The organism is Lentzea sp. NPDC020367, from assembly GCF_044387305.1.
Classification (GTDB): Bacteria; Actinomycetota; Actinomycetes; order Mycobacteriales; family Pseudonocardiaceae; genus Lentzea.
Genome location: NZ_JBIRVV010000008.1, coordinates 155,108 through 173,120, shown reverse-complemented (window position 1 = coordinate 173,120; position 18,013 = coordinate 155,108). Strand labels below are relative to the sequence as shown.

Here is an 18,013-nt window from a genome sequence, read left to right as displayed (position 1 = left end):
CGGCGTGAGGCCGGACGGAGCAGTTCGTGTCAGGATTGCCGCCATGACCCGCACGTTGTGCCTCGCGCAGAACCCGGACGCGGACGCACTCCTCGCGTCGGACATGTTCGCCCTGCTGACGGGGATGCTGCTGGACCAGCAGATTCCGATGGAGAAGGCGTTCTCCGGCCCCAAGGTCCTCGCCGACCGCATGGGCGGCCTGGACGTGCACCGCATCGCCGAGGCCGACCCGGAGGCCTTCGCCACCGTCATGGCCACGCCGCCCGCCGTGCACCGGTTCCCTGGTTCCATGGCCAAGCGGGTGCAGGCGCTGTCGCAGTTCGTCGTCGAGAACTACGACGGCGACGTGACGCGGATCTGGGCCGACGGGGACGGGGCCGCGGTGTTCAAGCGGCTCAAGGCGTTGCCGGGGTTCGGGGACCAGAAGGCCAAGATCTTCCTGGCACTTTTGGGCAAACAGTTCGACGTGACGCCCGCTGGGTGGCGTGAGGCCGCTGGGCACTACGGGGACGAAGGAAGCCGACGTAGCGTCGCTGACGTGCGCGATCAGAAGTCGTTGCTCGAGGTTCGCGACTTCAAGAAGGCCGCGAAGGCCGCCGCCAAGAAGTAGCACGGACTGTTCATCGTCTGGTGCACTGGACGTCCGCCGCCTGTCCGCACGGGGTGCCATCTTGCCCTGTGAGAGAAGGGGCGGTTCCGTTGCGCATCAAGGCGATTGGCGTTTTCACGGTCCTGGCGCTCGGTCTGGGCACCACCGCGGCCGACGCTGCCACCACGTGGCCTGGGGACTCGGCGAGCAAGACGGCTGACGGCACGAACGTGTTCGGCAAGAACCTCAGCGGGTTGTCGTTCGAGAGTGCCGGCGTTGTGTGGGCGGTGAAGAACGGGCCGTCCACGCTTTATCGGCTCGTGCCGAGCGGCAGCACGTGGAAGGTCGACTCGAAGAGGTCGCTCAAGTTCAAGAACGGGAAGGGCGACCCGGACGCCGAGGGTGTGGTGAGCACGCCGGACGGGCTGTTCGTCATCACCGAGCGGGACAACGACAACGGTGATGTCAGTGCGCCGGCGGTGTTGAAGTTCGGCAGTGGCAGCAACGCGGTGGCCGAGTGGAAGCTGCCGGGGATGCCGTCGGTCGACCCCAACGAGGGGCCCGAGGCGATCTCGTGGATTCCGGACTCGTTCCTGACCGCACAGCAGTTCAAGGACGACACCGGCAAGCTCTACAACCCCGCCGACTACCCGGCGCACGGGACCGGGTTGTTCGCGGTCGGGCTGGAGTCGACCGGCGGGATCTTCCTGTACGCGTTGCAGGACGGCGGGGCGAAGCTGGTCTCGAAGTTCGCGAGCGGGCAGGCGCAGGTGATGGACCTGGAGTGGGAGACCAACAGGCTCTGGGCGGCCTGCGACGACCACTGCAGCGGGCGGGCCACGACGCTCGCGATCAGTGACGGGAAGTTCAAGGTGACGGCGACGTACGACCGGCCGTCGAAGCTGCCGAACGTGAACCTCGAAGGCTTCGCGATCTCGCCGAGCTGTGTGAGCGGCAAGAAGGTCGTGCTGTGGTCGGACGACGACAACACGAGCAGTCACGCGCTCAGGAGCGGTTCGCTGAACTGCACGGTCTAGCAGAGGATTGTCGGGGTGCGGAACTATGCTCCCGCGCGTGACCGCACCCCACATCCCCGGCCTGACGAACCTGAGACCGTTGGGCGCGGGCGGTTTCGCCACCGTCTACACCGCGCACCAGGCACAACTCGGTCGTGACGTCGCCGTCAAGATCGACAACCGGGTGCTCGTCGACGAACGCGACCGGAGGCGGTTCCTGCGCGAGGCGCAGGCGGCGGCCAAGTTGTCCGGCCATCCGCACGTCGTCGGGGTGCACGACGCGAACATCACCGGCCAGGGCACGCCGTACATCGTGATGGAGCTCTGCACGGGCGGCTCGCTCGCCGACCAGCTCGACCGGCAGGGGCAGTTGCACCCCGACCAGGTGCGGGACCTCGGCATCAAGCTCGCCGACGCGCTGGCCGCCGCGCATCAGGTAGGCGTGCTGCACCGGGACATCAAGCCCGGCAACATCCTCGTCGACCGCTACGGCACGCCGAAGCTGGCCGACTTCGGGCTCGCGGCGCTGCTCGACGCGCAGGGCGGCAGCACGGTCACGCGGGACGCCCTGAGCCCCAGCTACGCGCCGCCCGAGGCGTTCGCGATGGCCGAGCCGACGCCGCAGGCCGACGTGTACAGCCTCGCCGCGACGCTCTACACGCTGCTCGCGGGCAAGCCGCCGCGTCCGGTGCCGTGGCCGATCACGTCGTTCGACCAGCTCGGCGAGATCCTGCGCCGGCCAGTGCCCGCGGTGCCGGGGGTGCCGCCCGCGTTGCACGAGGCTCTGGCGAGGGCGCTGCACCCGGACGCGAACCTGCGCACGCCGAGTGCCGCCCAGCTGCGCGACGAGCTGGTCGACCCGATGCGGATGCCCACCGTGCCGGTTCCTCCCCCGCCTCAGCGCAAGAAGTGGCCGTTGGTCGCCGCGGCCGGGCTGGTCGTCGCGATCGTGGCGGGCCTTCTCGTGTGGAACCTCGTCGACAAGGACAAGGCGACGGCCCAGGGGCCTGGACCGGCGACGACGCAGCCGGGCGGTGCGGAGGACGTCCCGCCGTTCCTCAAGAAGTGCGACAGCTCGGGGTTCTGCGTCGACAAGTCGACCTGCTACCGAGGGGTCACCACCGTCGGCGGTTCGGCTGCCACCGCGCGCAAGGTCGGCAGCTGTGCGGACGAGCACTACTGGGAGGCGTTCGGAGGCGGCTGGCTGTCCGGCGAGATCCCGGCGGTCGACTCCGACGAGCTGCTGGCCTCGGCGGAGGTGAAGAACGTCTGCACACCAGCGCTGATGAAGGCGAACACCAGGCCGACGGTCGACACGACAGGCTGGGAGATCACCGCTGTCGGGTTCAAGGACGGCACCCGCAACTACTTCCTCTGTCTCGGTGCGGAGCCTGAGGCCGGCGAGGTCGTGAACAGCGCTTTCGGCAGTTGAACAAATCCACTTGCGACGGTCACTAATGTAGATCGACGTGCGTGTTCACGCCGATTTGATCATTGCTGGATTCCGAAGGTACTCGACCTACCGACAAGCGATGCTGGCCGGAATGACCGCGAACGTGGTCTTCGGCCTGCTGCGGGTCGCCGTTCTCGTCGCCGCTCTCAAGGCGGCGAACGGTGAGATCGCCGACTACGGCATCGCTGCCACCAACACGTACGTCTGGATCGGGCAGGGGCTGCTCGGGTTCATCCTGTTGTGGGGAACCAACGAGCTCGCCGAGCGCGTGCGATCCGGTGACGTCGTCGTAGACCTGTACCGCCCGTGGCACCTGCAGAGCGCTCTGCTCGCGCAGGACGTCGGCCGCGGCGGGTTCGCGTTCCTGACCAGGCTCGCGCCGCCGATGGTGTTCGGCATGCTGCTGTTCCCGTTCCAGTTTCCGGCCAGTCCGGTGCAGTGGCCGCTGTTCCTGGTCAGCGCGCTCATCGCGCTGGTCATCAGCTTCGCGTGCCGGTTCCTGATCGACGTCAGCGCGTTCTGGCTGATCGACAACCGGGGGCTGTACGGATTCTGGAACGTCACGTCCGGCCTGCTGTGCGGGCTCACCGTGCCGATCGCGTTCTTCCCCGAGTGGGCTCGGGACGTGCTGTGGATGACCCCGTTCCCCTCATTGATGCAGGCGCCCATCGACGTGTTCCTCGGGCACGGCGACCCGGTGCGAACCATGCTCAACCAGGTGTTCTGGGCCGTGGCGCTGCTCGTGGCCGGTCACCTGCTCCTCCAGCGCGCGGTGCGCAAGGTGGTGGTGCAGGGTGGCTGACACCATCTATCCGAGGCTCATCGCCGCACGGCTGAGAAGCCAGATGTCCTACCGCGCGTCGTTCGCGATCGACATCGTCACGCAGGTGCTGGCGCAATGGATCGAACTGGTCGTCATCCTCGTGCTGTTCGATCACGTCAGCGCGCTCGGCGGGTTCACCAAGAACGAAGTGCTGCTGATGTACGCGTTCTCGGGTATCGCGTTCGGCATCGCAGACCTCTTCGCGGGACAGCTCGACAACCTGCCGACGTACATCCGCAGCGGCACTTTCGACGTGCTGCTGATGCGACCGCTCGGCACGCTTCCGCAGATCATGGTGTCGGATGTTCGCCTGCGCAGGGTCGGGCGCATCATCGGCGCGATCGCCGTGATGGTCTACGCGCTGACGCACAGCAGCATCGCCTGGACACCCGCGAAGGTCGCGCTGTCCATCGCCACGCCGCTGGCCGGAGCGGTCATCTTCGGCGCGATCTGGGTCGTGATGTGCTCGGTGTGCTTCTGGATCGTGGAGGGCCGTGAGTTCGCCAACGCCTTCACCTACGGCAGCAACACCTTCACCTCGTACCCGGTCAACGTCTACAGCGCCCCGCTGCGCTGGGTGATGGCGTTCATCGTGCCGGGGGCGTTCGTCGCTTACTACCCGAGCCTCGCGCTGCTCGGGAAGCAGGATCCGCTCGGCCTTCCTGGCTGGGTCGGCTGGACATCACCGCTCGTCGCGGTCCTGGCGGCCACGGTTGCCGGGTTCGTGTGGCGGTTCGCGGTCAGGCACTACCGGGGAACGGGATCATGATCGAGGTCAGGGAGCTCCGCAGGGAGTTCAAGGTCGCCACGTCGAAAGGCCTGCGGCGCAACTACAAGACGGTCACGGCGGTCGACGGCGTCACGTTCGGCGTGCAGGCCGGGGAGGCCGTCGGGTACGTCGGGCCGAACGGCGCCGGCAAGTCCACGACGATCAAGATGCTGACCGGGATCCTGGTGCCGACCAGCGGGCACATCGAGGTGGGCGGCGTGGATCCCTCGAGGCAGCGGCGGGATCTCGCGAAACGCATCGGGGTCGTGTTCGGCCAGCGCAGCCAGCTCTGGTGGGATCTGCCGCTCAAGGACAGCTTCGACCTGCTCAGGTCCATCTACCGGGTGTCGGCGGAGGACTACCGCAAGCGGCTCGACGAGTGCGTCGAACTCCTTGGCCTGCAAGAGCTTCTGATCACGCCGGTGCGGCAGCTCTCGCTGGGGCAGCGGATGCGCGGCGAGATCACCGCCGCCCTGCTGCACGCCCCCGAGCTCCTGGTGCTGGACGAGCCGACGATCGGCCTGGACCTGGAGTCGAAGGAACGCCTCAGGGAGTTCCTCGCGGACATCAACGCCCGCCGGGGCACCACGCTTCTGCTCACCACCCACGACCTCGACGACATCGAACGCCTCTGCCCGCGGCTGATGGTGATCGACCACGGCCGGGTGCTCGCCGACGGCCCGCTGGACGAGCTGCGCGCCGAGGTCACCCCGGACCGCGAGCTCGTCATCGACCTCAGGGAACCCGGCCCGGCGCCGGACGTCCCCGGAGTAACGGCGGTGCGCAGCGAGGCCAACGGGTTGCGACACCACCTCACGTTCAGGAGGGCGGAGACGACGGCGGCACAGTTGATCACCCAGGTGGTGCGGCAGGTGGAGGTCCACGACCTCGCCGTCGTGGAGCCGGAAATCGACGACGTCATCCGCAAGCTCTACCAACGGCAACTCGATCAAGACGTACATCGGTAGAGTCATAAGCAACGAATCCGGACACATCGGGCACAAGGAGAGCGAATGCGCCTAGTTGGACCGCTTGCCGCGGCTGTCATCGCGTTGGGCAGCTTGACGGCGTGCGACACGATCCAGGGCGTCAGCGACACCGCGGACAAGGTCAAGCTGTGCGCCGACGCGATCTCGCTCCTGGGCTTCTCGCCGGACATGAGCGACCCGCAGAAGGCTCTGGAGGACACCCAGGCCAAGGCGAAGGAGCTCGAGAACCTCGCGAACTCCTCGCCGGACGAGAACGTGAAGAAGGCTCTCGAAGAGGCCGCGAACGGCATGCAGAACGTGAACTCCGCGGCGGACTGGGTGGCCCAGAAGGCCGACCTCGCCGCGAAGGTCTCCTCGGCTTGCGGCGGATGAGCACTTGAGCCCTGTTGCGCGCCTCCGGTGTGCGCCTAGGCTTTGACGCGTTCGACGCGCCAAGCCTCGGCCGCACACCGGAGGTGTTGCAGCACCATGCAAGCAACAGTGGGTGACAGGCTCCACGTCCACAGCCGCTCCATCGGCCTCGAGGAGCGCCTGGGCGAGATCCTCGAAGTGCGCGGGAGCGACGGACATCCGCCGTACCTCGTCCGCTTCAACGACGGTCACGAGGGCCTGGTGTTCCCCGGCCCCGACTGCGTCGTCGAGTCGCGGGGCTCCGTCTAACCCAGCACGGTCGCGATGAGCTCCTCAGCCAGCTGAGGAGTCGCTGCCGCCACGCCTGACCACCGGTGGGTCAGGTCGGGTTCGAACGTGAACGGCCGCCCGTGCAGGTCGACCAGCACCCCGCCCGCGGCGGGGACGGTGACCAGCGCCGTCGCGAGGTCCATGATCCGGTGCGTGTCGCTGCCGGGGTCGATGAACGCGTCGACGGTGCCTTCCGCGACCAGCATGGTCTCCAGGCACGTCGTGCACAGCACACGGATGCGGTCGGCACGGTTCGCGATGCGCAGCCACGCGTCCTGAGTGGCCGTCTTGGGGCGCATGATGCACACGGACGCGCCGTCCAGCGTCGTGCGTCCGGTGGTGCGGAACGACGTCGGCACTCCTGCGAGCGCATGCCACGCACGACCCGTGTCGAACCATGTCGTCAGCGCTTCTTTGGCCGTGCCGTCTTCCACGAGCGCACCGGCGAAGCAGGAGAGAGGGACGCCGAAGGCGGCGTTCGCGGACCCGTCGACCGGGTCGATGACGAGGGTGATCGAGGAACCGTTGTCGACGAACCCGGCTTCCTCGGAGAGCAGGTTCACGCGACTGCGGTGGATGGACTCCAGGATCGCGTCCTCGACGATGCGATCGACGCGCATCGTCGGTGTTCCGTCGGCGCCGTCCGCCACTTCTTCGCGGAGTTCGAGGCGCGTGTGCAGAGATCGGGCACGCCCGTACGCCGCCGACGCCGCGCGAGCGGCATCAGCGAGCGCAGGGTGCACGTCATCGGAAAGCTGTGGCTGGGGCACGTCCCACGGGATCAGCACGTGCCCCACACTGCCACGGATCAGATCAGGCCGAGGCCCTTGACCGCGTCGCGCTCCTCGACGAGCTCGGCGACCGAGGCGTCGATGCGGCCGCGGGAGAACTCGTCGATCTCCAGGCCCTGGATGATCTCGTAGGAACCACCCGAGGTGCGGACGGGGAACGAGGAGATGATGCCCTCGGGCACGCCGTACGAACCGTCCGACGGGATGGCCATCGAGGTCCACTCGGTGCCGTTGACCCAGTCGTAGATGTGGTCGATGGCGGCGTTGGCGGCCGAGGCGGCCGACGACGCGCCACGGGCCTCGATGATCGCCGCGCCGCGCTTGGCGACGGTCGGGATGAAGTCGTTCTCCAGCCACGCCTGGTCGTTCACGGCCTCGGCGGCGGTCTTGTCGCCGACCTTGGCGTGGAACAGGTCCGGGTACTGGGTGGCCGAGTGGTTGCCCCAGATCGTCATGTTCTGGATGTCCGTGACGGCGACACCCAGCTTCTTGGCGAGCTGCGACAGGGCGCGGTTGTGGTCCAGGCGCGTCATCGCGGTGAAGCGCTCGCGCGGGACGTCCGGCGCGTGCTGCTGGGCGATGAGGGCGTTGGTGTTGGCCGGGTTGCCGACCACGAGCACCTTCACGTCGTCCGCGGCACCGGCGTTGATCGCCTCGCCCTGCGGCTTGAAGATGCCACCGTTGGCCTCGAGGAGGTCGCCGCGCTCCATGCCCTTGGTGCGGGGGCGGGCGCCGACGAGCAGGGCCACGTTCACGCCGTCGAACGCGGTCTTCGCGTCGTCGGTGATCGTGATTCCCTTGAGCAGCGGGAAGGCGCAGTCGTCCAGCTCCATCGCGGTGCCCTCGGCGGCCTTCAGCGCGGGGGTGATCTCCAGCAGCCGCAGGTTGACCGGGGTGTCCGGGCCGAGCAGGTGGCCGGAAGCGATGCGGAAGAGCAGTGCGTAGCCGATCTGGCCGGCTGCACCGGTGACAGTGACGTTCACGGGCGTGCGGGTCATGAGCCTTCCCGAATGACGGTCCTCGTTGACGTCGGGCGGGTCTGCCCGGCGACCCGCACGTTACCAACACGTGGCCGATGGCAGAGTGTGAGAGTGGACATCCCCGACGAAGAGATCGGCGAGGACTACTCCGACGCCGTCATGCCCGGTCAGCACTGGGAGAAGCGCTCTTTCACCGACTGCGACTTCACCGAGGCCGACCTCCGCGAGCTCGTCACGACGGGGTGCACGTTCACCCGGTGCGACTTCACCCGGACGGATCTCGGCGAGTCCAAGCACCAGGCGACGGCGTTCCGGCAGTGCACGTTCGACCGCACGGTGCTGACGCGGTCGTCGTTCAACTCGTGCAGCCTCATGGGTTCGAACTTCGTCGACTGCGTGCTGCGGCCCATCACCTTCACCGAGGTGGACTTCACGCTGGCGTCGTTCGTGAAGGCGCCGCTGTACGACCTGAAGCTGGCCGGCCAGCGGTTCCGCGAGACGAACCTCAGCGAGGCGGACCTGCGCAACACAGACCTGAGCAAGGCGGACCTGCTGGGCGCACGGCTGCTCGACGCCAAGCTGGAGGGCGCCGACCTGCGCGGGGCGGTCGTGGACGCGAACGGGCTCCGGCAGGCCAAGCTCGCCGGAGCCCTGATCGACATCGACCAGGCGATCGCCTTCGCGGCCGCCTACGGCCTAGTGGTGTCGTGAAGTGATGCGCACGGACGGGTGGATGCGCACGGACAACTCTTCGCCGCCGAAGTCCACCGCGACATGCGACTCGCCGTCACCGGACCACACGCGCAGCCGGCTCGCGCCCTCGCGGTAGAGGTCGACGACCGGCTCGTCGTGCTGGAACCACCGCACCCGCACGGATGCGGCGTGCGCATCGAACGAGAGCAGCACGTCCTCGACCTGGACGACCTTGATCCACGGCTCGTCCTCGGTTTCGGGGGTGACGCCGAACGCGTCGAGGACCTCGTCGTCGGAAGGCACCTGCATCATCGCGCTAACCCTTCGGGATGATCGTGGTGAGCCGCAGACCGCCGGATGGCGCGCGGGCGTAAAGCACACCCGGCCCGGCCGCGACGATCAGGTTGTAGCGGTCCCAGCCCTTGGCGATCTCCTGGCCGTCGACCGCCCACTTGGCACCGTCGTGCACGAATCGGCGCAGCGTGCCGTCGGTGTCCACGCGGTAGATGTCACCGGCGGCGTCGACGGTGACGAGGTCGCGGCCACTCGTGGCGAACCGCCCCAGATCTGAACACGGCAGGAATATAGAACTGAATCGTCTCGAAACAAAACCGCTGCTCACATGGCTGTGGCCGGGATCGCACGGATCCCGGCCACTTCAAAGCCCGCGGTCAGTGGTCGGTCGAGATCTCCACCAGCACGCCGTCGGCGATCATCTCCTCGACCGCCTTCGGCAGCAGGTAGGCGGTGCCGCCACCCGGCTGCTCGAACCACGGCACGGCCACGCCCGTCAGCACCTCGAGCGGGCGGCGCAACCGGTACACGCGGTACGGGCGGTTGATCCACGACGGCACGAGGCTGCGTTCCGGGAACGGCGTGCCCGCCACGTAGACGAGGTTGCCGCTCTGGTCGCCGTAGCGGTCGATCTCGGTGCCCGCCGGCAGCTCGAACATCTGCTTGTGGCGGAACAACGTCAGCGGCGGTTCGCCCGCCAGCGGTGAGATCGGGAACTTCCGCTTCGACGGTTCCTCCTGCGCCACGGCGGCGGCGACCGGCGAGGGTGCCGGGGCCTGCTGCGGCGCGGGTGGCGGAACCGGCTGGACCTTCGTCGGAGCCGCGGCCGGGGGCAGCGGTGCCTGCTGGACCTGCGTCGGCGCCTGTGCCTGGGGCTGTGCCTGCGGCATCGGCGGGCGCTGTGGCGGAACGGGGCGGCGCGGCTCCTCGCGGAAGCCGTTGGTGATCGGCCGCTGCTGCGGTGGCGGGGGCGTCCGCGGAATCGTGCGGAAGTTGCCCAGCACCAGCTTGCCGACCAGGTAGGCCGACGCGTCCTCGACCTTGTCGAACCGCACGGGGTTCTTCGGGCCGTGGTCGAACCAGCACACCTCCCAGCTGTCGCCGTCGAGGCGCAGCGTCCAGGTGCGGTCGGCGGGCTCGCCGCCGATCCGGAACACGCCGTGCGGCACGTTGAGGTCGTCGAGCGCGCGGCGGGTGCCCGCCAGCTCGCGGTCCTCTTCCTTCGTGACCTGCCGCGGCGGCTTGACCGGTTCGGGCTCCGGTTCGGGTTCCGGCTCGCTGAACAGCGCCGCGTCGAACTGGGTGGTCTCCTCGGAGCGCGTCGGCGCCGGCGGGGACACCGGAACCACGGGCACGACCGGCAGGACCGGCGCGGCCTCGGCGACGGGCTCCGGTTCGAAGTGCGAGTCGAGCTGCGCCTCGAAGCGGTCCTCGAACTCCGGCTCGAACTCGGTCGTCTCGAAGGAGGTCGTGGACTCGATCTCCTCCTCGGCGAGGTCGGGCTCGTCCTCGGTGACCGCGACGACCGGGTGCTCCTCGGTGACCTCGGCCGGGCTCTCCCGCGGCTCGTCGAGGACAGGGCTCCACGCCATCGTGTCCTGCATGACGTCGCGCGGACGTTCCTCGGTCTCGGCGACCAGGTGGTCCGTGAGCTCCTCTTCGCGGTGGTGCGTGAGGAGCTCGGGCTCGTCCGGCCCTGCGGTGGGGATCTCGGGTTCCTCGGGGACGTCCACGTCTACGTGTTCGTCCTGGAGGTCGTTTTCGTTCGGCTTCTCGGCGACGAACTCCGCGACCGGTTCCGGAGCGGGCTCCCGGACGATCTCCCTGACCGGCTCCGGCGCCTCGGCCTCCGCGACCTCGCTCGGGTGCGGGGCGAAGAGGTCCATGCCCGCGCCGTACGTGTCGCGCAGGGTCCGGTCGTCGACGGTGCCGGGTACGCCGTCCGAGTCGAAGACGACCCGGTAGGGAGGGCCGTCCGCGCCCAGCGGCGGTGCGGCGACCGCGAGCGTCTCGCCGAGGTCGTCGACGGGCTCGGGCCTGCGCTCCTCGACCGCCGGCGGTTCGGGGTACAGCGGCTCGAAGTCGTACTCCTCCTCCGCCTCGTCCGCCGTCTCCGCCTCGGGAGCCTCGAACTTCGTGGCCTCGAACTTGGGGGCCGTGACGAACTGCGTCGCGTCCACCGAGGGTTCGGACGCCGGTTCGGGCTCGACCGGTGTCGGCACCACGGTGCCGGGAGGCGCGGCGGGAGCGCCCAGGTTCGCCGCGGCGGCGAGCCTCGACTCCTCACTCACCTCCGGCAGGCTGAAACCGGCGGCACGCGCGCGTTCGACCAGCTCGGGCTCGGGCGGCACGCCGTACTTGCGCAGGTAGTACGCGACTCCGGCGGGCCAGATCCACGCACCGTCCGTCTGGAACCCCGACGGCACGACCGGCGGCGCGTCCGGGTGCAGCACGTCGTTGTCGAAGCCACGACCGGCCACGGCGACCGGCGCGTTCGACAGGTACGCGAGCAGCGGCGCGACCTCGGGCTCCGGCACCGGCGGCCGGTTGACCGACGGACGACCGTTCGGTCCGGCGCCGTCGAACACGCGGACGGTCCGGAACACCGGCGTCGGCGGGTTCAGCCTGCGGCGCAGCCACTCCGGGACGTTCTCCTCGGCACGCGGGAAGAACCGCATCTCGTCGAAGTACGCCTGTTGCGGAGGCGGGGTCTGCCAACTCGGCTCCGCGCGGTCGAAGTCGAGGTTGTAGCTGGAGGGGTGGTCGAGCTGGTACCGGGCGTTGGTCCAGCTGCCCCGGCCCTCGCGGTGCATTCCGGCCCGCAGGCGCGCGAACAGCGACGCCGCGTCCTGCGGCACCGCCCACGCGCGCTTCGAGCCGTCCTGCAGCTTGAGTTCGGCCTCCAGTTCGAAGTACCGGCCGGTGGCTCGGTACTGCGCGATGACACTGCGCCAGTCCTCTGGTGCGGCCCGCATCAGAGTCAGGCCGATCTGCTTAACCAGAGCGTCCTGCTCGGTAGGGTTCAACGGCTTCGGCTCGGACACGCCAACATCTTCCCCCGCAACTCGCCGGATCGCACACGTCCCCCGCCACTGCGCCGAACGGTGGAGGCCCGACCATAACGTGGTCGACGTGCATGGTTAAAGCTGATCAAGAACACTTTTGTGGGGTCTGGAGGCCAGGTGACGCGGTCCGCGCAGGTGACCGGCGGTCTGCTGGCGGCGGCGGGTGGAGTGGCCATCGCGGTCCAGGCGCGCGTCAACGGATCGCTCGCGCAGTCGCTGGGCAACGGGCTGCTGGCGGCGTTGATCTCCTTCGGCGGCGGGTGGTTCGTGCTGCTCGCGGTGGTGCTGTCCCGGCAGTCCGGACGGGACGGGCTGCTGCGGCTGCGGGACGCGCTGCGGCACCGGCGCATCCGGTGGTGGGAGTGCGTCGGCGGCATCAGCGGCGCGGTGCTCGTCGGCTCGCAGGGCCTCGCGGTCGCGACCATCGGTGTGGCGGTGTTCACGGTCGCGGTGGTGATCGGGCAGGTCGTGAGCAGCATGGTCATGGACAACCTCGGGGTCGGTCCCGGCGAGTCGAAGCCGATTACAAAGACACGTGTCGTCGGAGCGGCCGTCGGCGTTATCGCCGTCACGATCGCGGTGTCGGACCGGTTCGCCTCGCCCGGCGGGTTGTGGCTCGCGGTGCTGCCGCTGGTCGCGGGCCTGCTGATGGGCTGGCAGCAGGCGGTGAACGGGCTGGTGCGCGAGGCCGCGGTCAGCTCGGTGGCGACGATCCTGGTGAACTTCAGCGTGGGCACGGCGGCGTTGTCGCTGGTCAACGCCGTGGCTTGGAGTGGCGTGCCCGGCGCGTTCCCCTCGCAGTGGTGGCTGTACCTCGGCGGGTTGCTGGGCATCGTGGGCGTCGGTGGCGCGATCACGTCGGTGCGGTTCATCGGCGTGTTGATGGTCGGGTTGTGCGGCGTGTGCGGGCAGCTCATCGGGGCCGTGCTGCTCGACGCGGTGAGCGGGCACCTCGCGTTGCCGACGGTCATCGGCGTGGCGCTGACGCTGGTGTCGGTGGGCGTCGCGGCCCTGCCCAATGGGAGGATGAGGACGTGACTGCGACGCTGCTCAACGGCAACGAAACCCGGAACGCGCTGTTCGAGGACCTCAAGGCGCGGGTCGCCGCGCTGCCCGGCTCAGTCGGTCTCGCCACCGTGCTGGTCGGCGACGACCCCGGCTCGCACTCGTACGTCAAGGGCAAGCACCGGGCGTGCGAGAAGGTAGGCATCAAGTCCATCCGGCGCGACCTGCCCGAGTCGACCACGCAGGAGGAGCTGGAAGCCGTCATCGACGAGCTGAACGCGAACCCCGAGGTCACCGCGTACATCGTCCAGCTGCCGCTGCCGAAGCACCTCAACGCGAACGCGATCCTGGAGCGCATCGATCCGGCCAAGGACGGCGACGGCCTGCACCCGGTCAACCTCGGCAAGCTCGTGCTCGGCGAGGACGCGGCGCTGCCCGCGACGCCGCGGGGCATCGTGGAGCTGCTGCGCCGCTACGACGTGCCGATCGCCGGCGCGAACGTCACCGTCGTCGGCCGCGGCGTCACCGTGGGCCGCCCGATCGGCCTGCTGCTGACCCGCCGCAGCGAGAACGCCACCGTGACGCTGTGCCACACCGGCACCAAGGACCTGGCGGCCGAGGTGCGCCGCGCGGACATCGTGATCGCCGGTGCCGGCAGCCCCGGCCTGATCACCGCGGACATGGTCAAGCCGGGCGCGGCCGTGGTCGACGTCGGCATCACCCGCACCGAGGCCGGTCTCGTCGGCGACGTGGCCCCCGAGGTCCGCGAGGTCGCCGGCTGGCTCGCCCCGATCCCCGGTGGCGCCGGCCCGATGACCGTCGCGATGCTGCTGACCAACACCGTCGAAGCCGCCGAGCGCGCCAATGCAGCGGTCTGACGCGGAAGCGCTCATGGGCGAACAGCGCTGGCGTTCGGGCCCCGGGAAGCACCTGCCGTTCGCGCTGGTGCTCGGGGTCGGCGCGCTCGGGCTGGTGCGGATCTTCCAGTACCACTGGCGGCAGGGCGCCGTGCTGCTCGGCGTGTCGTTGCTGGTCGCGGCCGTGCTGCGGATCCTCGTGACCGACGAGCAGGCGGGTCTGATCAAGATCCGCGGCCGCGGCATGGACGCGTTCCTGTACTCGACGCTGGGCATCGTGGTGATCGCCGTCAGTCTGACGATCACCGGCGGCCCGCTCAGCCGATAGCCCGGTCCACCATGACCTCGACGAGTTCGTCGAGGTCCATGGTGGCCACCACGTCCGGCAGCGTCAGCCGTTCGTAGATCAGCCCCGTCATCGCGAAGTACAGCGAGACGACGGTCATCCGGTCGCCCGGCAGCTTCGACTCCTCGTTGAACGCGACGTTGGCCTCGATGTTGTCGGCGATCGTCCTCGTGAGCGCCTGCCGGATCTCCGGCCTCCTGGTGGCCTCGAGCCGCAGCTCCATCATCGCGAGGTAGCAGGCCTTGTCGGCGTCCGCCCGCTTGATGATGTCGTGCATGAACTTCACCGTCAGCGACCTGTCGCGCGGCATCGCGAGCGACTCCGCGACCGACTCGTCGGACGGCATCAGCCGGTCGTGCACCCGCGTCATGACGTTCGACATCAGTTCGTCGCGGTTCGCGAAGTAGTTCGACGCCGTGCCCGCCGGCACCTGCGCCTTCGCGTCGATCGCGCGGTAGGTCAGCCCCCGCGCGCCTTCCTCGGCCAGGACGTCGATCGCCGCGTCCAACAGAGCAGTTCGCCTTGCCTCGTTCCGGACCACGCCGCCTCCTTGACAACCACTACACTCATAGTACTACAGTTGTCGTGGTTGAACGAGATCCCAGGGGGTTCGCATGCGAAAGCTCGTCTACTACGTGGCCGTCACGCTCGACGGTTACATCGCGGCCGAAGACGGGACCTTCGACGGGTTCGTCTTCGAAGGCGACCACATGGAGGGCATCAACGCCGTGTACGCGGACACGCTGCCCACCCAGTTCCGCGAGGCACTCGGCCTGCAGGACGCGCCGAACCGGAACTTCGACACGGTCCTGATGGGCCGCAACACCTACCAGGTGCCCGGCGGCCTGGCCTCGCCGTACGCGCACCTGCGCCAGTTCGTCGTGACGTCCCAGGCGCTCGACACCCCGGACGACGTCGAGTTGATCGGCGAGGACGTGCTGGGGCGCGTGCGCTCGCTGAAGGCGGAGGACGGCCTCGACATCTGGCTGTGCGGCGGCGGCAAGCTCGCGGGCGAACTCCTGTCGGAGATCGACAAGCTGCTGCTCAAGATCCACCCGGTGGTGTTCGGGCGCGGCATCCCGTTGTTCGACGGGAAGGCCGACATCACGAAGTTCCAGCGCACGAACGCGCAGCTGTTCGAGAGCGGAGTCTCGTTCATGACCTACGAACGCCCCTGAGGCCCGTGCAACCTGCTGCAGGACCGCGCGTCCTGTGGTTTGTTGCATTGGACAGAATCTGGGGGATTCTCGATGACCAGCATCAGCCGACGCACAGTGCTCGTCGCAGGTGCCTCTGCCGCCGCCGCGACCGCGATCGCCAACTCCGGCATCGCGTTCGCCGCGGCACCAGGCACCAACGCCCTGCCCGGCCAGGGAAGTTTCGTCAACATCGTCGCGCACACGGACGATGACCTGTTGTTCCTCAACCCGGACATCCAGCCGTCCGTCCTTTCCGGACTGCCGATGCGGACGATCGTCCTCACGGCGGACCAGAACAAGGGGTTCGGGGACATGACTCGCGAGGAACTGGCCGCGAGCGTGCGGGAAGGCCAGCGCTCCGCCTACGCGAAGCTCGCGGGCAAGCCGAACAACTGGAACCGCGAATCCAAGCAGGTCGCGACCATGTTCCTCGAGGTCGACACCCTCGTGGGCGCGCCGAACGTCCAACTGGTCTACCTGAGCCTGCCGGACGGTGGCGACGACGACCCGAACTTCCCCGACCACACCATGGCTCTGGAGAGGCTCTGGAACGACCCGAACTTCGCCGCCCCGACGATCATCCCGACGGGCGGACCGGTCCAGGCTTCCCAGTGGTACAACCAGGCGGACGTGAACAACGTCCTGCTCGCGTTGCTCGACGAGTACCAGCCGACGGTGATCCGCGTCCAGGACCCGGAACCGAACTACGACTTCCCGAACGAGGGCGGCGAGCACACCGATCACATCCACGCGGCCAAGTTCGCGACGAAGGCCGTCAAGTCCTACGAGGGCACCAACGAGCGCGGGTTCGTGCTGTTCACCCGCTACCGCTGCTACAACATCGCCGCGTCTCCCGCCAACGTGCCGGACGCGTTGCGCGGGCCGAAGTCCGAGGCCTACCAGGCGTACGCCGAGCACGACCCGGTCACCGGCCCCGCCTTCGACGAGCACGTGTTCCGCAACTACCACCGATGGCCTGTCGTCGCGCCGTGGGCGATCGTCGACAGCACGGGCACGCTGCACGCGTTCGTCGCCGCCGGTGACTCGATCATGTGGTGGCACCAGCCGGTCAACGGCGCCTGGGCCGGCCCGCAGATGCTGCGCGGCGGCACGTTCGCACCCGGCGTCGCCGTCGCACTCAACGGATCGGGTCTCGTGCACGTCGCCGTCCTGGACCTGGACACCGGTTCGATCCTGATCACCGGCCAGACCTCGCCGGGCGGCGGGTTCGGCACCTGGACCGACGTCGGCAACCCGGACGGCGCCACGCCCGCGTTCGGCACGCCGGGCCTCGTGCTCAACGGCGACGGCGGCCTCGAACTGTTCGCGATCAACCAGGCCAACGGCGTGAGCAACGCCTGGCAGAACGGCGACGGGTCGTTCAGCGGCTGGGAGGCGCTGTCCACGGGTGGCGTGGCGAGCATGATCGTGTCGCCTCCTGTCGGCTTCACGTCGTCGACCGGCCGCCTGCACCTGTTCGCCGACAACAACGGCCAGGTCGCCCACTGGCAGCAGAACCCCGGCGCGTCGACCGGGTACAAGTCGATCGGGTCCGTCGAGTGCACGCACGCACCCGCCGTCGCGATGGACGGCAACAAGGTCCGCGCGATCGTCCGCGAGCACGGCGACGGCGCCGTCGGCACGGTCGCCGAAGGCTCGAGCAACGGCACGTTCGGCGCGCTCGCCCACCTCGGCGGGCAGGGCGGTGTCGGCCCGGTCGCGGCGGTGACCTCTGGCGGTGGTGCTTCCGCGCGCGTGCTGGCGTTCGCGCGCAACGACAGCTACGGCATCAGCGTGGCGCGACAGACCAACGGCACCACGTTCAGCCCGTGGGAGGACCTCGGCGGCTACGCGGAGGTCGGCCCTGCCGCCGTTCGTGACGCCTCAGGTTTCGTGCGGGTGCTCGTCGTCGGCGCGGACGCGAAGCTCTACGAACGCAAGCAGAGCGCGGCCGGCCCGACCAACCCGTTCGGAAGCTGGCAGGTCGCCGGGAACTAGTTCAACAATTGAATTCGTTCGAAAAAATGATTGACGGCGGACATCACCCGCCGCAATACTTGTGCCACACACCAAGCCGAAGGGGAACGTCATGAAGAGCCAGGACATGCGACGCGGACGCTCCAGCAGCGTCGTCGCCTGCGTGCGCTCATCACGGCTCCCCAGCTCCTCGCGACCGTTTTCGCAGGTGAGCTCCTTGTAGTGGCCAAGCTTCAGGTCACACGGGGAGCCGCCCATCGGGAAACCGATCAGGGCGGCTCTCTTTGTTTGCCGTGCATTTAATACACACCCTTGTAGCTCAATGGACAGAGTGCGGCGCTACGAACGCCGAGATTCAGGTTCGACTCCTGGCAGGGGTACTCACGGGTGCGAGGGAGACGGCAACCCACCTCATTTGGGATGAGGACACACCGCGTTCGACTCGCGGGCATCCGACGAAAGGCGTTCTTCGGAACGCACCGGTTT

At 68.7% G+C, this 18,013-nt stretch carries 20 protein-coding genes and 1 tRNA gene; 15 read left to right on the top strand and 6 right to left on the bottom strand.

Annotated elements, in window-relative coordinates:
• Window positions 1-43 precede the first annotated feature (43 nt).
• The 8 genes from ACH413_RS31470 to ACH413_RS31435 all read left to right on the top strand — a co-directional run bounded on the left by ACH413_RS31470 (window position 44) and on the right by ACH413_RS31435 (window position 6,299).
• On the top strand, window positions 44-610 hold the full coding sequence (locus ACH413_RS31470; RefSeq protein ID WP_360044493.1) for an HhH-GPD-type base excision DNA repair protein: 567 nt from the start codon (window positions 44-46) through the stop codon (window positions 608-610).
• Window positions 611-678: 68 nt separating this feature from the next.
• Entirely contained in the window at window positions 679-1,626 is a 948-nt protein-coding gene (locus ACH413_RS31465) for a hypothetical protein (RefSeq protein ID WP_360044496.1), read from the top strand.
• Between the two features lie 37 nt (window positions 1,627-1,663).
• Window positions 1,664-3,037, top strand: coding sequence for a serine/threonine-protein kinase (locus tag ACH413_RS31460; RefSeq protein WP_360044499.1), 1,374 nt, complete (start codon window positions 1,664-1,666; stop codon window positions 3,035-3,037).
• Window positions 3,038-3,149: 112 nt separating this feature from the next.
• Window positions 3,150-3,860, top strand: coding sequence for an ABC-2 family transporter protein (locus ACH413_RS31455; RefSeq protein WP_360044502.1), 711 nt, complete (start codon window positions 3,150-3,152; stop codon window positions 3,858-3,860).
• A complete protein-coding gene (locus ACH413_RS31450; protein ID WP_360044505.1) occupies window positions 3,853-4,650 on the top strand; it encodes an ABC-2 family transporter protein in 798 nt (265 codons plus the stop codon). The genes ACH413_RS31455 and ACH413_RS31450 overlap by 8 nt, the downstream gene beginning before the upstream one ends.
• Window positions 4,647-5,618, top strand: coding sequence for an ATP-binding cassette domain-containing protein (locus ACH413_RS31445; protein WP_360044507.1), 972 nt, complete (start codon window positions 4,647-4,649; stop codon window positions 5,616-5,618). The genes ACH413_RS31450 and ACH413_RS31445 overlap by 4 nt, the downstream gene beginning before the upstream one ends.
• A gap of 45 nt (window positions 5,619-5,663) precedes the next feature.
• Entirely contained in the window at window positions 5,664-6,011 is a 348-nt protein-coding gene (locus ACH413_RS31440; protein WP_360044508.1) for a hypothetical protein, read from the top strand.
• Window positions 6,012-6,107: 96 nt separating this feature from the next.
• On the top strand, window positions 6,108-6,299 hold the full coding sequence (locus tag ACH413_RS31435) for a DUF1918 domain-containing protein (protein WP_360044511.1): 192 nt from the start codon (window positions 6,108-6,110) through the stop codon (window positions 6,297-6,299).
• On the opposite strand, the gene ACH413_RS31430 is transcribed toward ACH413_RS31435, so the two are convergent.
• Window positions 6,296-7,108 (bottom strand): inositol monophosphatase family protein, encoded by an 813-nt coding sequence (locus tag ACH413_RS31430; RefSeq protein WP_360044514.1) that lies wholly within the window; start codon window positions 7,106-7,108, stop codon window positions 6,296-6,298. The two genes, ACH413_RS31435 and ACH413_RS31430, sit on opposite strands and share 4 nt — an antisense overlap.
• Before the next feature lie 20 nt (window positions 7,109-7,128).
• Window positions 7,129-8,109 (bottom strand): malate dehydrogenase, encoded by a 981-nt coding sequence (locus ACH413_RS31425; RefSeq protein WP_189154450.1) that lies wholly within the window; start codon window positions 8,107-8,109, stop codon window positions 7,129-7,131.
• A 141-nt stretch (window positions 8,110-8,250) separates the two neighbouring features.
• On the opposite strand from ACH413_RS31425, the gene ACH413_RS31420 reads away from it, so the two are divergent.
• Complete coding sequence (locus ACH413_RS31420; protein WP_360044602.1) at window positions 8,251-8,802, top strand: pentapeptide repeat-containing protein; 552 nt, start codon at window positions 8,251-8,253, stop codon at window positions 8,800-8,802.
• Here the strand turns inward: ACH413_RS31420 and ACH413_RS31415 are convergent.
• Genes ACH413_RS31415 through ACH413_RS31405 form a run of 3 tightly spaced genes read right to left on the bottom strand, consistent with a single transcriptional unit; the run spans window position 8,788 to window position 12,122 of the window.
• Window positions 8,788-9,096 (bottom strand): hypothetical protein, encoded by a 309-nt coding sequence (locus ACH413_RS31415; protein ID WP_360044517.1) that lies wholly within the window; start codon window positions 9,094-9,096, stop codon window positions 8,788-8,790. The two genes, ACH413_RS31420 and ACH413_RS31415, sit on opposite strands and share 15 nt — an antisense overlap.
• A 4-nt stretch (window positions 9,097-9,100) precedes the next feature.
• Entirely contained in the window at window positions 9,101-9,406 is a 306-nt protein-coding gene (locus ACH413_RS31410; protein ID WP_360044520.1) for a tachylectin-related carbohydrate-binding protein, read from the bottom strand.
• Between the two features lie 49 nt (window positions 9,407-9,455).
• Window positions 9,456-12,122, bottom strand: coding sequence for a glycohydrolase toxin TNT-related protein (locus ACH413_RS31405; RefSeq protein ID WP_360044523.1), 2,667 nt, complete (start codon window positions 12,120-12,122; stop codon window positions 9,456-9,458).
• A 138-nt stretch (window positions 12,123-12,260) separates the two neighbouring features.
• Here ACH413_RS31405 and ACH413_RS31400 point away from each other — a divergent pair, with 138 nt between their 5' ends.
• The 3 genes from ACH413_RS31400 to ACH413_RS31390 are packed head-to-tail and all read left to right on the top strand — an operon-like array spanning window position 12,261 to window position 14,333.
• Window positions 12,261-13,181 (top strand): DMT family transporter, encoded by a 921-nt coding sequence (locus tag ACH413_RS31400; protein WP_360044526.1) that lies wholly within the window; start codon window positions 12,261-12,263, stop codon window positions 13,179-13,181.
• Entirely contained in the window at window positions 13,178-14,026 is an 849-nt protein-coding gene (locus tag ACH413_RS31395) for a bifunctional methylenetetrahydrofolate dehydrogenase/methenyltetrahydrofolate cyclohydrolase (RefSeq protein ID WP_360044528.1), read from the top strand. Before ACH413_RS31400 ends, ACH413_RS31395 begins: the two co-directional genes overlap by 4 nt.
• Complete coding sequence (locus ACH413_RS31390; protein WP_360044531.1) at window positions 14,013-14,333, top strand: DUF3017 domain-containing protein; 321 nt, start codon at window positions 14,013-14,015, stop codon at window positions 14,331-14,333. Before ACH413_RS31395 ends, ACH413_RS31390 begins: the two co-directional genes overlap by 14 nt.
• Here ACH413_RS31390 and ACH413_RS31385 read toward each other — a convergent pair.
• Window positions 14,323-14,892, bottom strand: a complete 570-nt coding sequence (locus ACH413_RS31385; RefSeq protein ID WP_360044534.1) for a TetR family transcriptional regulator — start codon at window positions 14,890-14,892, stop codon at window positions 14,323-14,325. The two genes, ACH413_RS31390 and ACH413_RS31385, sit on opposite strands and share 11 nt — an antisense overlap.
• Before the next feature lie 73 nt (window positions 14,893-14,965).
• On the opposite strand from ACH413_RS31385, the gene ACH413_RS31380 reads away from it, so the two are divergent.
• From ACH413_RS31380 to ACH413_RS31370, 3 genes are all read left to right on the top strand, one after another.
• Window positions 14,966-15,529 (top strand): dihydrofolate reductase family protein, encoded by a 564-nt coding sequence (locus ACH413_RS31380; protein ID WP_360044537.1) that lies wholly within the window; start codon window positions 14,966-14,968, stop codon window positions 15,527-15,529.
• Between the two features lie 72 nt (window positions 15,530-15,601).
• Entirely contained in the window at window positions 15,602-17,548 is a 1,947-nt protein-coding gene (locus ACH413_RS31375; protein WP_360044540.1) for a PIG-L family deacetylase, read from the top strand.
• 287 nt (window positions 17,549-17,835) lie between these two features.
• A tRNA-Arg gene (locus tag ACH413_RS31370) sits at window positions 17,836-17,907 on the top strand.
• The last annotated feature ends 106 nt before the right edge of the window (window positions 17,908-18,013 follow it).

What these genes read in the sequence shown, in the direction of transcription:
- ACH413_RS31440 (WP_360044508.1), top strand. Translation starts at nt 5,664, where the DNA reads ATGCGCCTAGTTGGACCGCTTGCCGCGGCTGTCATCGCGTTGGGCAGC.
- ACH413_RS31470 (WP_360044493.1), top strand. Translation starts at nt 44, where the DNA reads ATGACCCGCACGTTGTGCCTCGCGCAGAACCCGGACGCGGACGCACTC.
- ACH413_RS31420 (WP_360044602.1), top strand. Translation starts at nt 8,251, where the DNA reads ATGCCCGGTCAGCACTGGGAGAAGCGCTCTTTCACCGACTGCGACTTC.
- ACH413_RS31435 (WP_360044511.1), top strand. Translation starts at nt 6,108, where the DNA reads ATGCAAGCAACAGTGGGTGACAGGCTCCACGTCCACAGCCGCTCCATC.
- ACH413_RS31380 (WP_360044537.1), top strand. Translation starts at nt 14,966, where the DNA reads ATGCGAAAGCTCGTCTACTACGTGGCCGTCACGCTCGACGGTTACATC.
- ACH413_RS31390 (WP_360044531.1), top strand. Translation starts at nt 14,013, where the DNA reads ATGCAGCGGTCTGACGCGGAAGCGCTCATGGGCGAACAGCGCTGGCGT.
- ACH413_RS31425 (WP_189154450.1), bottom strand. Translation starts at nt 8,109, where the DNA reads ATGACCCGCACGCCCGTGAACGTCACTGTCACCGGTGCAGCCGGCCAG.
- ACH413_RS31375 (WP_360044540.1), top strand. Translation starts at nt 15,602, where the DNA reads ATGACCAGCATCAGCCGACGCACAGTGCTCGTCGCAGGTGCCTCTGCC.
- ACH413_RS31455 (WP_360044502.1), top strand. Translation starts at nt 3,150, where the DNA reads ATGACCGCGAACGTGGTCTTCGGCCTGCTGCGGGTCGCCGTTCTCGTC.
- ACH413_RS31445 (WP_360044507.1), top strand. Translation starts at nt 4,647, where the DNA reads ATGATCGAGGTCAGGGAGCTCCGCAGGGAGTTCAAGGTCGCCACGTCG.
- ACH413_RS31415 (WP_360044517.1), bottom strand. Translation starts at nt 9,096, where the DNA reads ATGATGCAGGTGCCTTCCGACGACGAGGTCCTCGACGCGTTCGGCGTC.